The following is a 15,581-nucleotide window of genomic DNA, read 5'->3' on the forward strand; positions in this document are numbered from 1 at the left end:
GAGTAGCCTTTGGTTTCGGCCAAAGGCATTTTTTGATCCAGAGGAAAAATTAAGTGAAGTTAAATAATTTTATACATATTAAATTTGTTGTTGGAGCTGCAAAACAAAGCCATTTGTAGGGTGTTTGTTCAAAAAATTTATTTAGTATAACTAAATTTTATAAAAAATAAATAGAAATTTAATAGAACTAAACTTATTTAGTTAATATTATTCATTTTTTTACGTATACAGGGAATTCTTGTCTTACAAGATCAAACAAGCATTAAACTTTTCCTTAAAATATAGGAAAAAAACAAATAGAAAGCATGGTTTTACGCAGAAAACTCTCGGAAAAATGCATTGACGGAATTCCACCAAATGTAGTAACTTTAGCATAAGCTTTTTGGTTTGTATTTATTTAAGTACAAACTTCGGTTTTTCTCCATTTTGAGTAGAGGGAAAAGGGAGAAAATGGAACTTATACTTTAGTGAAGGAGAGGATTATTTATGGAGAAAAAGAGTTTTTTTGAAGGCAATTTTGGCAAGTATCTCCTTCCCGGTGTTGTGTTACAGTCGGTATTAATTGGCGGTGGATATGCAACGGGGCGTGAGATCGTTGAGTATGGTGCAAAATTTGGTGCGATGGGTTGGCTTGCAGGTATTGGTACATTTATTGGGTTTGCCCTTGTGGCAATTTTGTCTTTTGAGCTGATTCGCTTATATAAGGCATATGACTATAAGTCTTTTATCAAAGAGATTGCTGGCCCTCTTTGGGTGGTTTTTGATATAGTCTATATTCTATTTATGATTGTAATTATTGCTGTTATGGCATCAGCCACGGGTTCCATTGTTGAACAAACATTAGGTTTGAATTACTGGGTTGGGGTTGTTGGAATCATTGTGGTTGTAGGTATTTTAAATTTTTATGGCGAACATTTGATAGAGCGTTTTGAAACCTATGGAACAATAGCATTATATGCTGGTTATATTATATTTGCAGTGTTGGTTATATCAGCTAACTATGATAATATGGGAACTGTTTTTGCAACAAGAGATACAAGCTTTGTGTCAGATGCATCTATTCCTACCATTATTTGGACAGGCATTCTCTATTGTGCGTATAATTTGGTTGTAGTTCCTGCATCATTCTTTACCTTGAAAAGACAAACCAAAAGAAAAGAAACAGTGATTAGCGGTTTGATTGCAGGTATATTAATGACAATCCCTTGGTTCTTAACTTATTTTGCGGTAATGTGTTACTACCCTGATGAGGCTGTATTGGGTGCATCTGTTCCCTGGCTTGCTATGATGCAGGGTGTTGCCGGACCAATGGTAATCAGCTTGTTTGGCATTGTTATGGGATGGACTTTAATTGAAACATCTACTGGTATTATTCATGCCTTAATTGAGCGTGTGAATAACGGCTTATCAGAAATAGGTAAAAAACGTATGACAAGACCTCAGCAGGCAGTTGTTACTTTCGTTGTTTTGATTGGTGCCATGGTTTTCTCAAAAATTGGTATTATTGATTTGATTGCAAAATTTTATAATGCTTTGGCCTATGCATTTATTGCAATTTACTTGTTGCCGTTGTTGACCGTTGGTGTATACAAAATTATCAAAAAAAGCAAGGAAGAAACAGCAAAAACAACAAATGCAGGGACAAAAGCCATTGTTGACTAATTAAAACTTAAGGTATAATTCAAAATTAAATCTCCTTGTGGTATATTCCGAAAGGGAATATTCCAAAAGGGGATTTTTTTATTAGAAAAAAGAAATTGGGGGAAACATAGTAAAAAAAGAATTTTTCGACTGTTTCTTAATTTCCATTTGTATTATGTCGAAAAAGATAGTATAATCTAATACCGTAATGAAAAAGGATGAGAGAATTTCGGGGGATTTTAGAGATGATGCGGATCGGTTTTGATAATGAAAAATATTTAAAAATGCAGTCTGAGCGAATCAAAGAGCGTATTGGGCAATTTGGTGGAAAACTGTATTTAGAGTTTGGCGGAAAGCTATTTGACGATTACCATGCATCCCGTGTGCTTCCTGGCTTTAAACCAGACAGTAAGGTGAATATGCTTGTGCAGTTGAAGGACGATGCGGAGATCGTAATTGTAATCAATGCTGGAGATATTGAGAAAAATAAGGTTCGTGGAGACTTAGGTATTACCTATGACATGGATGTGTTGCGTTTAATAGATGCTTTCCGTGGTTATGGTTTATTTGTTGGCAGCGTTGTACTGGCACAGTTTAATGGGCAGGCAGCTGCTATTGCCTATGAAAAGAAATTAGAGGCATTGGGGCTTAAAGTGTACAAGCACTATCCCATTGCAGGATATCCTTCAAATATCCCACTTATTGTTAGTGATGAGGGGTATGGTAAGAACGACTACATTGAAACAGAGCGTTCCTTGGTTGTTGTGACTGCCCCTGGCCCTGGCAGTGGAAAAATGGCTACCTGCCTTTCCCAGCTTTATCATGAAAACAAAAGAGGTGTCAAGGCGGGCTATGCAAAATTTGAGACATTCCCTATTTGGAATGTGCCTTTGCGTCACCCTGTAAACGTTGCGTATGAAGCAGCAACGGCAGACTTGAATGACGTAAACATGATTGATCCTTTCCATTTGGAGGCATATGGCGAAACAACGGTTAACTACAACAGAGATGTAGAGGTTTTCCCTGTTTTGAATGCCATGTTCGAGCAGATTTATGGGAAATCCTCCTATAAGTCCCCTACGGATATGGGTGTAAATATGGTTGGAAACTGCATTATCGATGACGAAGCGGTGCAAGAGGCTTCACGAAATGAAATTATTCGGAGATATTATAAAAGCCTTTGTGAATATAGAAAAGGTAATGTGGACGAAGAAATTATTTTCAAATTGGAACTTTTGATGAAGCAAGTGGGTATTTCTACTGCGGACAGACCGGTGGTTGAGGCAGCCTTAAAAAGGGCAGAAGAAACCAATGCACCTAGTGCCGCCATCGCCTTGCCGGATGGAACAATTGTAACAGGAAAGACCACGCCTTTATTGGGTGCATCTTCCGCCATGCTTTTGAATGCGTTGAAGAAATTAGCAGGCATTCCCAAAGAGGAGAAATTGATTTCTCCCACTGTAATTGAACCAATTCAAAAGTTAAAGGTAAACAACCTTGGAAATCATAATCCTCGCTTGCATACAGACGAAGTTTTGATTGCCCTTTGCATTAGTGCAACTAGGGATACTCAGGCAAACTTGGCATTACAACAGCTAGAAAAATTAAAATGCACAGAAGCCCATTCTTCTGTAATTTTATCTAATGTGGATGAGAATGTGTTGCAAAAGTTGGGGGTTAACCTCACCTGCGAGCCCAAGTATCAGACTAAAAAGCTGTTCCATGGCTAATATATTGAATGATTCAAAAAATTCCCTAACTCATTTTTGAGAAAGGGAATTTTTTTATATCTTTTTGACAGAAGGCGGAAAGTTCGGGTATGATATAAACACAGAATGTTTTCGTACTAAGGAGGATATTGATATGGCAAAATATAATTTACCCAAAATAGATTTACATTTACATTTAGATGGCTCTATATTGCCAGAAACAGCGTGGGAGTTGGTTCAGGCTCAGGGCATTGAAGTGCCTGCTTCGGATTTGGAAAGCTTTATCCCGCTAATTATGGTTCCTGAGGATTGTAAGGATGTGAATGAATGCCTAGAAAGATTTGAAATTCCTGTTCAGATTTTGCAAGATAAAGCATCTTTGCAAAGAGTGACCAAGGAGTTAATTGGTTGGTTGGTGAAAGAGGGGGTTGCGTATGCGGAAATTCGTTTTGCACCGCAGCTGCATACCAGAAAAGGATTAACGCAAAAAGATGCAATCGATGCCGTTTTGGATGGCAGAAATGATGGGTTAAAGGAAAACCCTGAAATCGGAATTGGGATTATTTTGTGTGCCATGAGTATTGGGCCAGAAACCGTGAATATGGAAGAAAACTTAGAAACAGTCAGGTTAACAAAAGAATATCTTGGCAAGGGTGTAGTTGCGTTAGACTTAGCGGGAGCAGAGGGCATCGTACCGCTATCAAACTTTGCTCCTATTTTTGATTTAGCAAGAGAAATGGAAATACCTTTTACTTGTCATGCCGGTGATAGCCAAGGCCCTGAAACAGTAGAAGATGCTATGAACTTTGGTACAAAAAGAGCTGGCCATGGCCACCATATCTATGAGGACCCAGAATTGTGCCAAAGAGCAATAAGAGAAGGGGTGACCTTCGAAATTTGTCCTACAAGCAATGTATGCTGCCAAAGCACTGGGGGTTACGGCGAACATTATGTAAAGAAAATGTTTGACTTAGGCATGCGTGTAACCATAAACACGGATAATATGACATTATTTGATATTACTTTGGATAAAGAATATGATCACTGCATCAATGACATGGGCTTTACAAAGGACGACATCATTCAAATGCTTGTTTATGCCGCAGAGGCAACCTTCCAAAGCGAAGTAAACAAAAAGGCATTGGTTGAAAGAATATTAGCTTTCAAAAATAATTTTTAATTTATTGTTGACTTTGACGTTATGTTAAGGTGTATCCTCTTCTTACAGTAGGAGGTGACGGTATGGAATATAGCATTAAGGAACTATCAGAATTGGCAGGAGTAAGCCCCCGTACCTTGCGATATTACGGTGAAATTGAATTGCTTTTACCATTCAGAACCAATGAGGCTGGTTATCGCTTTTATGGTGAAAAAGAAGTTGAGATATTGCAGCAAATCCTTTTTTATCGCGAAAGAGGACTGGGGTTGGAGCAAATCAAAAATATTTTATATCAAAATGACTTTGATATTCTTTTTGGCGCTATATAGTCACCTGAATGAGCTTGAGAATCAGAAGGAACGGTTAGATAGCTTAATCACCACTGTGAAAAAAACAATCTTAGCAAAGAAGGGAGAAGAGGAAATGAGCGACAAAGAACGATTTGAAATTTTTAAAGAAAATATGCTTCAAAAAAATGAAGATAAATATGGTCAAGAGGTTCGGACAAAATATGGCGATACTTCTATGGAACAGGCAAATGAAAAAATAAGAGATATGACTGCGGCTGACTACCAGCGTTTCCAAAAATTGGGGGATGAGATTCTCTTGTGTCTAAAAGAGGCGGTTACCCAAGGGATCTCTCCGAAAAGTGAAGAGGGCAAACGAATTGTTTTGCTCCACAAAGAATGGTTAGGGATGACTTGGAAAACTTATTCAAAACAGGCCCATGAGGGTTTGGCTCAGATATATGTCCTGGATCAACGCTTTATGACCTACTATGACCGGGAAGTGCCAGGCTGTGCAAAGTTTTTAAGAAACGCCGTAGGATTTTGGCTAGATAATATGTGAGAACTTCTAAATTAAAAGAGGGTTCATTATGTTTACATAATGAACCCTCTTTTTTTATATAGTTATCTCAATTTGATTTCCTTCGCCGTCCAAAACACAGCTTTCATAATAGCCGTCACCAGTGTTACGTGGGCCACTCAAAACAGTGTAACCATCTAGGCATAGGCGATTTGTCAGTGTATCTACGGCTTCTTGGCTGCCAACAGAAAAGGCAAGGTGGCAGTAGCCAGAACGGTATATGTGTTTTTCATTTTCAACCATATCATTTCTGTGCATAATTTCTATCCTTGCCCCATCTAAAAAGCTTAGGAAATAGGTAGAAAGTCCTGTGGTTGGGTTATGATACCCTTCGTTGGCGGTTGCCTGGAAATAACGCATAAAGAAAAGTTTTGCTGCCTCTAAATCATCAACATATAAAGCAATATGGCTAATTCTCATTTGTTTTACGCCTCCTCAACCCAATGCCAGTTGCTTTCAATTTGGCTCTTTGCATTTTCGTAGTCCTTTTTATAAACATAAAAAATATAGTCAATAGTTTGGGTTTGCAAAAGCTCGGGTGAAAGTGCAGGATAGAAACCCTTAGGGGCATTGATATCCATGGTAGATACAGAGTGTTCAACCCCTAATTGATCTAAGAACTGACGCATTCTTGCTTGCTCTTCTAAGGAATGAGCCGTATAAACTGCTAGGCTGTTGAAAGATGTGAACATAACCATCACCTCCATTTTTACAAAGTATAACATGAAAGGGAGGCAGAGAAAACCATTTGACGAAAACCCTACCAATTTTTTATTTATTAAACAGAGAAAAGATCACCATAGGCAAAAGGGAGATTATATTTTCAATGCCATATTTATACGCAAGAAGGAATATTTAATATGAACTGTTTATTCAAGTATGATGCGCTAAATTAAGCGAATCAATGCGATGAAAATCAGGATACCACCGGAGAGCGTGGTCCAAAGATTTTCACGAATTTTGGTAGATGCGGTTAGCTTTTTGCCTAGGAATGCTCCAATAGAAAGAAACATAATTTGAAATATAGCAGCAAACAGGGGAAGATTCCCTATTGCCATGCCTGAGGCTGCGGCGCTAATGCCCACACCTAATGAGTCCAGGGAAAGGATAAACCCAAGCAGGAGGGATTCCTTGGGATCCAGTGTGTGAGACGCGTCTTTGTCGCAGGCTGAAGGCTGATGAACCGTTGCCATAGGAGAGGGTGGTTCTTTTGCCTTCCGAAACCCCTGCAAGCAAAGCCAAATTCCGAACAAAAGCAGAAAGCAGGCGGCTAGGGTCTCGCCCGTTGCAGAGGGAAGTAACAGTGCAAGCCCGCGGCCTGCTAAAATAAAAACTTCCATCATCAAAAAAGTCTCTATGGCTAATAAAATGCGGGATGCAGTTGGGAAAGTGATGTGGCGCAATCCGTAAGAAATGCCGATGCCCAAAGCATCAATGCTGAGGGAAAAGGCAAGTAACAAACAAAAAACCATAAGGAAACACCTCCTGATTTACATAGTATGCAGGAGGAATTTTTTTGGGCATGACCTCATACATATGAAAAAGAGGACAAACTGAAAAAATAAATACAAAGGACGGGTGTGAGGATATGGACTGGTGGAATCAAGATTCAAAAGAAGTGGGTCAATCTTTGGGTACTTCTTTGGGGAATGGACTTTCCATAGAAGAAGCAAAAAAAAGATTATTGGAAAACGGACAGAATCTCCTTCAGCATGATGGGGCAGAAAAAGGAATTGTTAGAAGGTTTTTTGCCCAGTTTAATGATTTTATGGTAATGCTGCTATTGGTGGCTGCTGTAATCTCCTTTGCTGTTTCTTATTTAAACGGAGAGAAGGATTTTATCGATTCGATCATTATTATTGCCATCGTTGTGTTAAATGCGCTATTAGGGGTAATACAAGAAAGCAAGGCGCAAAAAGCTTTGGAGGCATTAAAAAAGATGTCAGCCCCAAAAGCTGTAGTGCTTCGAGAGGGGAAACGTACGGAAATTCCTGCGGAAGATGTAGTGATCGGAGATATAATGCTACTGGAAACAGGGGGCTACATATGTGCTGATGGCCGAGTACTTGAAAGCCGTGGCTTAAAAACAGAAGAAAGTGCAATTACAGGGGAATCCTTAGCGATTGAAAAGGAAACAATTACCTTTCCAAAAGAAACGGCTTTGGGGGATAGAAAGAACATGGTTCTTTCAGGTAGTTTTGTTCTGGGTGGCAGTGGACGCGCTATTGCTGTAGCTACAGGTATGGACACAGAAATCGGGCGCATTGCCAACCTTTTGGCAGAGCAAGATGACCAGGAAACACCACTGCAAAAAAAATTGGGACAAACAGGAAAAACCCTGGGAATGGGTGCATTGGTGATATGCGCCATCATTTTTGTAATGGGACTGATGCGCCATGAGGCTCCTTTTACAATGTTCATGACCTCTGTGAGCTTAGCTGTTGCTGCAATCCCCGAAGGATTGCCTGCCATTGTAACCATTGTACTGGCTATTGGTATGCAAAGAATGTCTAAAAAAAATACCATTATCCGGCGGTTGCCTGCAGTTGAAACCTTAGGGAGTGCAGCAATTATCTGTTCGGATAAAACGGGCACTTTGACACAAAACAAAATGAAAGTGGTAAAGATTTCTGACTATAGTAAGCAAAAGGACGAGGAAAAAAGACAGTTAATTCTTTCTTTATTCGCTCTTTGTAATGACTGCCGTAGGGAAAAAGGAAAGTTGGCAGGTGAACCTACAGAGCGGGCTTTGGCTGAAGCTGCAGAGGAGAGTGGGATTAAAATAGAAGACGTTCAAGCAGAAATGCCAAGAGTAGGAGAGATACCATTTTCATCAGAGCGTAAAATGATGACAACACTGCATGCTATGGATAACGGAACTTGGATGTCCGTTACCAAGGGAGCACCCGATATTTTATTTGACCGTTGCAGCAAGTGTTTGGAGGGACATGCTCAGGTAGCATTTGATGGCAATAAGAAGAGTAAGGCGCGTATGCAAAATGGAGAAATGGCTGCAGGTGCATTAAGAGTGGTGGCGGTAGCTTTCCGTGAATGGAAAGAAAAACCTGACCTCACGAAGGAGAACAGAGTGGAGCGGGACATGGTTTTTGTTGGTATGGCGGGGATGATAGATCCACCTAGACCGGAAGCGGCAGAAGCAGTTGCTCTTTGTAAAAAAGCTGGAATTCGTCCGGTAATGATTACCGGTGATCACGTGCTTACGGCACAGGCTATAGCTGGCCAATTAGGTATTTATGAAAAGGGAGATACTTGCATAACGGGGCAAGAATTAAGCAAGCTCACTGATGAAGAATTGGAGTCTGCCGTACCCCAGTGTACCGTTTTTGCTAGGGTTGCGCCTGAGCATAAAGTGCGCATTGTTAAGGCATATCAAAAAGATGGAAGTGTGGTTGCAATGACGGGAGATGGTGTAAATGATGCACCAGCTCTCAAGGCTGCAGACATCGGTTGTGCCATGGGGAAAAGTGGAACAGAGGTGGCAAAAGGTGCTTCGGATATGATTTTGACAGATGATAATTTTGCAACAATTGTTGAAGCGGTGCGTGAAGGGCGAGGCATATATGATAATATACGTAAGGCTGTACACTTCTTGTTGTCCAGTAATATCGGTGAAATTATAACAATTTTTGCGGCGATGTGTTTTGGCTGGGCGACACCCCTTTTACCCATTCAGCTTTTGTGGGTAAATTTAGTAACGGACTCGTTGCCAGCCATTGCCTTAGGTTTAGACCCAGTAGAAGATGACTGTATGGAAAGACCACCCAGAGAGCGGGAAAGCACCTTGTTTGGTGGAGGTTTGGGAAGTAAAATTATGGTTGAGGGAATGATGATTGGTATGCTGGCTTTGTTAGCATTTGGTATCGGCCATGTATATTTCGATCAGGAAAAAATGTATGTAACGGGCAGAACTATGGCTTTTGCAGTGCTTTCACTATCTCAGTTGGTGCACTCATTTAATATGCGCTCCGAGCACTCTTTGTTTGCTATCCATCCGTTAGAAAACCGATGGTTGGTAGGGGCTTTGATTGTAGGCATATTGCTTCAGGTTGTAGTCATTATGGTTCAGCCGCTAGCAACTGTATTTAAGGTGGCGCCATTAGGTTTGAAAGAGTGGATAATTGTGGCAGCTTTGGCATTGATGCCATTACCTATTGTTGAATTAGAAAAATGGAAAGATAGATTTTTGAGCCACAAATAAGTGAAAAACCAGCTGGCATAATGAATGAGTATTAAGGATTTAAATGACAGGCTTGGGGGTACCCTCAGGCCTGGTTTATGATCATGCCGCCAAAGTTCTGAGTGTTGAAAGAGGATTGTTTTAAGGGTTACTAAAATATAAATATGCCATGACAATCAAAGTAAAAATAAAGAGTAATGATTGGGATTTGAGGGGCGTTCGGTTGTTTCTATGGGGTTCATTTGTTATAATATAACAAAGTCTTTACCCGCGCCAAAGGGCGAGGCTGATTGGCAGTGGTTGTAGATAGCAAAGAAAGAGGGAGATCTTATGTACAGAACTGTTTATAGTCCCCAGGGGGCGCGTGTGAATTTGGATGGTCGTGAAGTAATTAATATGGCATCCAACAATTATTTGGGATTAGCTAGCCATCCGGACGTTATTCGTGCGGCGAAGTTGGCTTTAGATCAATATGGTGTTGGGCCTACGGCGAGTCGAAATATTGTTGGTAATTTTCCTGTGCATGATGAGTTGGAAAAAGCTTTAGCAAAATATAAGGGTGTTGAGGCAACTTTGGTGTTTAATTGTGGTGTTTCTGCAAACACAGGAGTAATTCCGTTTTTAGTAGGAAAGGGCGACATGATTTATAGTGATGAGTTGAACCACGGAAGTATTATTGATGGTTGCCGTCTTTCTGGAGCAACGGTAAAAGTGTATCGCCATAAAAATATGGAGTCTTTGGAAGAGAAACTAAAGGAACCTGTAGTGGGCAAAAAGCTTGTTGTAACGGATGGGGTGTTTAGTATGGATGGTGATTTGGCACCCCTTCCTGAAATAGCGGATTTGGCAGAAAAATATGGGGCAATGTTAATGGTTGATGATGCCCATGGCGATGGCGTAATGGGACCTATGGGTAAAGGTACCGTAGACTATTTTGAATTACGCCATCGTGTAGAGGTAGAAACGGGTTCATTGTCAAAGGCGTTTGGCTCAGCAGGAGGGTTTGTGGCTGGTTCAAAAGAGTTGATTGAATCCTTGCGCCCTAAGGCAAGAAGTTTTATTTTTACTGCCTCCCCAATGGCACCTTGCCTGGCAGCAGCTGCATTAAAGGTGATCCAGATGGTTTCGGAGGATGATACCTATGTAAAAAGGCTATGGGAGAATAGAGAATACTTCGCCAATCGAATTACAAAGCTGGGGCTAAATATAGGCACTACGGTAACGCCTGTCATCCCTGTGATTGTAGGTGATGGTGAATTGGCTCAGAAAATGAGTCAGGATTTGTTTGAAAAGGGAATCTTTGCCCAAGCAATACAATACCCAATGGTTCCGAAAGGGGCTGCACGATTACGGGTGATGATTTCAGCTGGGCACACAAAAGAAGATTTGGATTTGGCAGGGGATGCTATAGAAGAAAGTGCAAAGACAATGGGACTTATCTAAAATGGTTGCTAACGGTGTTTATTTATTGGTTACCGATTTCTATTCAAGGCGATTTCTATGGACTGTTGTAAATTGGAGCAACCCTTTTGGCTATATTAACAAGACAGAAATAAAAAACTAATTTTATTAGTCTTTCAAACATTTTGATTGAAAAGAATGTTTAGATTAAAACTAAAGCAGGCTCTTATGAAAATCCTTTTGTTCGTTAAAATAAATCTCCTTACAAGAATTTTCAGCATTTTAAAGGTTTCAATTGGAAATACTGAAAAAAAGGAGGCGAAGAAAATGTTAAGTGATGGATTATTTGAACTACTTGAAAAAGCAAAAAAAGATAGTAATCTTCGTAAAAAAATATTGGAAACAAGAAAAGCCAAAGATCCAGAATTGGCTTTGTGTGAGTTGGCAACGGAGTTAGGATGCGCTGTTACCGTAGGAGAAATTTATCAACAGGGACAGAGGTATCTATCGGATATGTTGGATGGTTGTCTTGGCGTTTCAGAACCATTTAAAAAATGGGGAGACACATACGAGCAATTTTTTGCGTCCATTGAAGGGTTAGAAAATCAAAAAAAATAACAATTTCATATGTGTTTTTATGAGAAAAACCCCTTTTGAATGTCAAAATGATTATTCAGAAGGGGTTCTTTATTAAAATTTGAGAAGTTGATTCGTAATTTCGTTTTTTCATGGGGCGTTGTAAAAATCAAAAAACAAATTATTCTCGAACAAGTGAAGATAGGATGTTTTCAAATAAATTAAAAAACCATAGAAATAATTAATTATTTGATGCAAAATATGTAAAATTAACTATAAGTTCTAAAGGTATAATTTTGTATTATACCTCCATTGACAGAGGTAAATTCAGATGATAACATGAAAATAATTCAAGGTATTTAAGTATTTTTTTAGTTAAGTTACTTCCGTTGAGAGGGCAAGTGAGGGGGCTAGGGCATGGTTGAATTTGTAAATGGTATGGTTAATTTGGACAAGCTAGAGGTGACTGACATCATAGAAGTGAACATATTACAAGATTTTTTGGATAATTTTGCTTTAGGTATGAACTGTGCAGCGGTTTCGGTTGATCGGGAAGGACGAGAGATCACTTCTCCCAGTTACTATCGGGAATTTTGTAGTAATTATATCCATATGTCGAATATTGGTGATGCTAGATGTGCTTCTTGTCATAATGAAATGGGAATAAAAGCTGTGCGGACGGGTAGACCTCATATTGGAAAATGTCATGCAGATTTGATTGATTTTGCCTGCCCTATTGTTGTAAGAGGACGACACTTGGGAACCGTATTGGGTGGGCAAATTTTGGATTCTCCCCCCAAGGAAAAGGAAATCAGAAAGGTAAGCAAGGAACTAAACCTGAATGGAGATGAATTATGGACTGCTGCGGATAAAATTGATATTGTTCCTATGAAAAATATTCAGGCGGCAGCAGAAGTATTACATATTGTTGTAAATGCCTTAGCTGAAAATGGATTCAACCGGCTTGAAACTGAAGTGTTGTCCAAAGAATTGGCAAACAATTTTAACCAAATATCTAAAACGATTGAAACTTTAACGTCATCTGCCCAGGACATGTCTGCAAGTCAAAACGAGCTGTCCCATAAAATCACTGAGGTAAGCAGTGTAACAAAGGAAATTTCAGAAATACTTAAGTCTATTGCAAAAATAATTAGTCAAACTAAGTTATTGGGGTTAAATGCCTCTATTGAGGCTGCTCGGTTAGGCAATGACGGAAGAACCTTTGCTGTGGTTGCAAAAGAAATTCATTCCCTGGCACAAAGCTCCAACGATACAGTTGTTAAAATTGATATTTTAAATGATCAGATTAGAGAAAAAATAGGTTATACCATTCAAGACTCAAATATAGCATTAAAAACTTCTCAACAGCAAACGGTGGACATGGAAAATTTACAAAAGATGGTTCAAGACTCCGTTGTCGTTGCAAAGAATTTAGAGGAAATGTTTTAGTCATTTGATTTTTCCCTACTTAGGTCACTTACATTTTAAAATAGTTGGGGTTTATTAAAACTACAACCTGAAATAACAACATGACCGGTCTTTCACAAAGCCCGGTTTTTTTATGGTCGGAACCTGTAAACAGCCACCTGAGCCTACAGAGGAAAAAGAGATGAAAATAATAAAACAGGCAGGAAAATCCCTACCTGTTAAAGTTTTACGCTACCAGGTATGATGGTGTAATTGACCCTCAGAAAGCATGCCAGGGAAACCTTGCTGACGCAATGCTTCATATATAATAATGGCTACTGAGTTAGATAGGTTTAGACTTCTGGCCTCAGCTAACATGGGAATGCGAATGGTATTTGCTTCATGTGCAATTAAAATATCCTCCGGTATACCAGCGCTTTCCCGGCCAAACATGACATAATCATCTTCTTCGAAGGCTACATCTGAATATACGTGTTTTGCCTTTGTGGTTGCCATCCAAAGACGAATCCCTTGATTTTTTGCTACAAAGTCTTCAAAATTCTCATAATAGCGAATATCAAGTAAATTCCAATAATCTAACCCTGCTCTTTTTAAATATTTATCATCGACTGAAAAACCTAGCGGCTTAATTAAATGTAATACAGAATTGGTGACAGCACAGGTTCTTGCAATGTTTCCTGCGTTTTGTGGTATTTCTGGCTCTAATAGGACAATATGCATGGTTTGTTCCTCCTTTTTACTTATAGTTCAAATTGTAGCACAAAGGTAGACATGAGACAACAGTGAGGAAAAAACAGTTTTTTTGCCTATATTTACTATTGACTATTTCATCTTTACGTTATATTATTATTATATAAAAATAGTTATCGTTTAGGAGTTTTGCTTATGAGAGAGACTGCACAAATTTTAAGAGAAAAAGGTCTTAAAGTTACACCCCAGCGTATTGCCGTATACAATATGCTTTTAAGTACCTCAGAGCATCCTAATGCGGAGACCATCTATAAAGCACTAGAACCTACAAATCCAACAATGAGCTTGGCGACGGTTTATAAAACCTTAGATTTTTTTAAGCAACTTGGGTTAGTACAGGAGCTGAATGTTAGAGAGGGAAGCTCTCGTTATGATGCCGTTGTAAAGTGCCACCCCCATACAGTCTGTACGGAGTGTGGACAGGTAAGGGATTTATACATGGATGATTTGACAGAGATTCATAAAAAATTAGCCCAAGAATTAGATTTTGAAGTTGAATGTGAACAGTTAATTCTTTATGGAATTTGCGCAGATTGTCGAAAAAATCATATAGAAGGTTAATCCGTAAGGATTAACCTTCTTATTTTATTTGACAAAATCTGGATAAATTGTTATATTCAATAGGTACATTGATAGTATTTATCTACCTAAGATAAGGAGGTTTTCTATGGAAAAGCGACTTATTCCAGTAAATATATTTGACACAGTAACCCTGGAACAGTGGTTAACTCAAATGGCGGAGGAGGGCCTAATATTAGACTCCTTTTCCGGGAAAAAGGCCGTGTTTGAAGATCAGTATTGCCAAAGGATAAAATACCGTTGCGTTCCTACGGAAGAAAAGGCAGAGGAGCCACCTAGCCAAATGAAAGAGAATTTTCTGGAGGCGGGCTGGAACTACGTAGCCACTCTACAAGAGACATTCCATGTTTTTGCAAATCAGGAGGAATACCCCAAACCCATCCCTTTTACTATGAAAGAAGGGCAGCGTGTTTATACACAATTAAAGAAAAAAAAGCGCAATAGTATGTTTATATCTATTGGAGCTTCTCTTTTTTTGTTGGGATTTCAGACATTTCTGGTTTACTTGCGCCTAGAGGATTATGTTCTGGGTACTGAGGCATACAATAGCTATATTTACGTCATAATGTTTATTATAAATACGATGGGGGCTGTGCGCGAGTATCGATCCTATACATTAATTAAAGCAAAACTAGAGAGTATAGAACAAGGTGAAGAGGAGGAATCGCCATACATTCCAACAACTAAATGGATTCGGGCAGAAACGATTCTAAATATTTGTATATTTGCAATTATGTTGTTTCCGTTGATTGGTGGGATAAAAAATAATCATGAAGGGGCAAATGCTACAAAAATTCATGTGCCGTTTTCTTATGTATCATTAGAAGATATTGAAATGAAGGAGCCGAATGTGCAATATCGCAGAGAAAGTACTTATATAGACAAGAAAACGTCTCTCTTTGCACCCACGCAATATGAAATAAACCAATATGGCAAGACAACCTACAATTTAAATGAAAAATGGCAGGGATATGAAGCTCATATGAAGATGGTTTACCTAGAATTAAGATATGAAATCTTGGCAGAGCAGACACTCCACTCTATGATACGCCATTATGATGCCGCAGAGGTGGAGAAGGAAGGATTGGATCAGGTCTGGATTGCCAAAGCTACTAGTTCCACCAGTATTTTTTTACTAAAGGATAATAAAATACTGAAAATTGTATATTGGGGGGATGGAGATATTCTATCTCATTTTAATGAGTTTTCTGAAATTGTTCAGCAAACCCATAATACAAAAAGTGTATAGTTTACTGATTCATTGTCCATACAT

Annotated in this window: 15 protein-coding genes; 11 read left to right on the forward strand and 4 right to left on the reverse strand. The window is 39.1% G+C overall.

Going from position 1 to position 15,581, the window contains the following annotated elements; all coding sequences use genetic code 11:
* The first annotated feature begins 486 nt into the window (after positions 1-486).
* From ABVZ64_RS05260 to ABVZ64_RS05280, 5 genes are all read left to right on the forward strand, one after another.
* Positions 487-1,662, forward strand: coding sequence for a YkvI family membrane protein (locus ABVZ64_RS05260; protein WP_352400008.1), 1,176 nt, complete (start codon positions 487-489; stop codon positions 1,660-1,662).
* A 227-nt stretch (positions 1,663-1,889) separates the two neighbouring features.
* The gene (locus tag ABVZ64_RS05265; protein ID WP_352400050.1) at positions 1,890-3,371 is read left to right on the forward strand and encodes a DUF1846 domain-containing protein; all 1,482 of its coding nucleotides are present in this window, start codon (positions 1,890-1,892) and stop codon (positions 3,369-3,371) included.
* Positions 3,372-3,504: 133 nt separating this feature from the next.
* A complete protein-coding gene (add, locus tag ABVZ64_RS05270; RefSeq protein ID WP_352400009.1) occupies positions 3,505-4,530 on the forward strand; it encodes an adenosine deaminase in 1,026 nt (341 codons plus the stop codon).
* Positions 4,531-4,592: 62 nt separating this feature from the next.
* Entirely contained in the window at positions 4,593-4,838 is a 246-nt protein-coding gene (locus ABVZ64_RS05275; protein ID WP_352400010.1) for a MerR family transcriptional regulator, read from the forward strand.
* Positions 4,839-4,932: 94 nt separating this feature from the next.
* Complete coding sequence (locus ABVZ64_RS05280; protein WP_352400011.1) at positions 4,933-5,358, forward strand: TipAS antibiotic-recognition domain-containing protein; 426 nt, start codon at positions 4,933-4,935, stop codon at positions 5,356-5,358.
* A 54-nt stretch (positions 5,359-5,412) separates the two neighbouring features.
* Here ABVZ64_RS05280 and ABVZ64_RS05285 read toward each other — a convergent pair whose 3' ends face one another.
* The 3 genes from ABVZ64_RS05285 to ABVZ64_RS05295 all read right to left on the reverse strand — a co-directional run bounded on the left by ABVZ64_RS05285 (position 5,413) and on the right by ABVZ64_RS05295 (position 6,848).
* Complete coding sequence (locus tag ABVZ64_RS05285; protein ID WP_352400012.1) at positions 5,413-5,796, reverse strand: VOC family protein; 384 nt, start codon at positions 5,794-5,796, stop codon at positions 5,413-5,415.
* Positions 5,797-5,801: 5 nt separating this feature from the next.
* The gene (locus tag ABVZ64_RS05290) at positions 5,802-6,068 is read right to left on the reverse strand and encodes a hypothetical protein (RefSeq protein ID WP_352400013.1); all 267 of its coding nucleotides are present in this window, start codon (positions 6,066-6,068) and stop codon (positions 5,802-5,804) included.
* Positions 6,069-6,263: 195 nt separating this feature from the next.
* Positions 6,264-6,848, reverse strand: coding sequence for a manganese efflux pump (locus ABVZ64_RS05295; protein WP_352400014.1), 585 nt, complete (start codon positions 6,846-6,848; stop codon positions 6,264-6,266).
* 116 nt (positions 6,849-6,964) lie between these two features.
* Between ABVZ64_RS05295 and ABVZ64_RS05300 the strand changes: the two genes are divergently transcribed.
* The 4 genes from ABVZ64_RS05300 (at position 6,965) to ABVZ64_RS05315 (ending at position 13,000) form a co-directional block, all read left to right on the forward strand.
* The gene (locus ABVZ64_RS05300; protein ID WP_352400015.1) at positions 6,965-9,595 is read left to right on the forward strand and encodes a calcium-translocating P-type ATPase, PMCA-type; all 2,631 of its coding nucleotides are present in this window, start codon (positions 6,965-6,967) and stop codon (positions 9,593-9,595) included.
* 309 nt (positions 9,596-9,904) lie between these two features.
* Entirely contained in the window at positions 9,905-11,017 is a 1,113-nt protein-coding gene (locus ABVZ64_RS05305; RefSeq protein ID WP_352400016.1) for an aminotransferase class I/II-fold pyridoxal phosphate-dependent enzyme, read from the forward strand.
* A gap of 285 nt (positions 11,018-11,302) precedes the next feature.
* The gene (locus ABVZ64_RS05310) at positions 11,303-11,593 is read left to right on the forward strand and encodes a hypothetical protein (RefSeq protein ID WP_352400017.1); all 291 of its coding nucleotides are present in this window, start codon (positions 11,303-11,305) and stop codon (positions 11,591-11,593) included.
* A 375-nt stretch (positions 11,594-11,968) separates the two neighbouring features.
* Positions 11,969-13,000, forward strand: a complete 1,032-nt coding sequence (locus tag ABVZ64_RS05315) for a PocR ligand-binding domain-containing protein (RefSeq protein WP_352400018.1) — start codon at positions 11,969-11,971, stop codon at positions 12,998-13,000.
* A gap of 210 nt (positions 13,001-13,210) precedes the next feature.
* On the opposite strand, the gene trmL is transcribed toward ABVZ64_RS05315, so the two are convergent.
* On the reverse strand, positions 13,211-13,699 hold the full coding sequence (gene trmL, locus ABVZ64_RS05320) for a tRNA (uridine(34)/cytosine(34)/5-carboxymethylaminomethyluridine(34)-2'-O)-methyltransferase TrmL (protein ID WP_352400019.1): 489 nt from the start codon (positions 13,697-13,699) through the stop codon (positions 13,211-13,213).
* Positions 13,700-13,864: 165 nt separating this feature from the next.
* Between trmL and ABVZ64_RS05325 the strand changes: the two genes are divergently transcribed.
* Positions 13,865-14,290: a Fur family transcriptional regulator gene (locus ABVZ64_RS05325; RefSeq protein WP_352400020.1), complete on the forward strand. Its 426-nt coding sequence runs from the start codon at positions 13,865-13,867 to the stop codon at positions 14,288-14,290.
* Positions 14,291-14,396: 106 nt separating this feature from the next.
* Complete coding sequence (locus tag ABVZ64_RS05330; protein WP_352400021.1) at positions 14,397-15,557, forward strand: DUF2812 domain-containing protein; 1,161 nt, start codon at positions 14,397-14,399, stop codon at positions 15,555-15,557.
* Positions 15,558-15,581 lie beyond the last annotated feature (24 nt).

Origin of the sequence: Anaerotignum sp., assembly GCF_040307045.1 — a bacterium.
GTDB lineage: Bacteria > Bacillota > Clostridia > Lachnospirales > Anaerotignaceae > Chakrabartyella.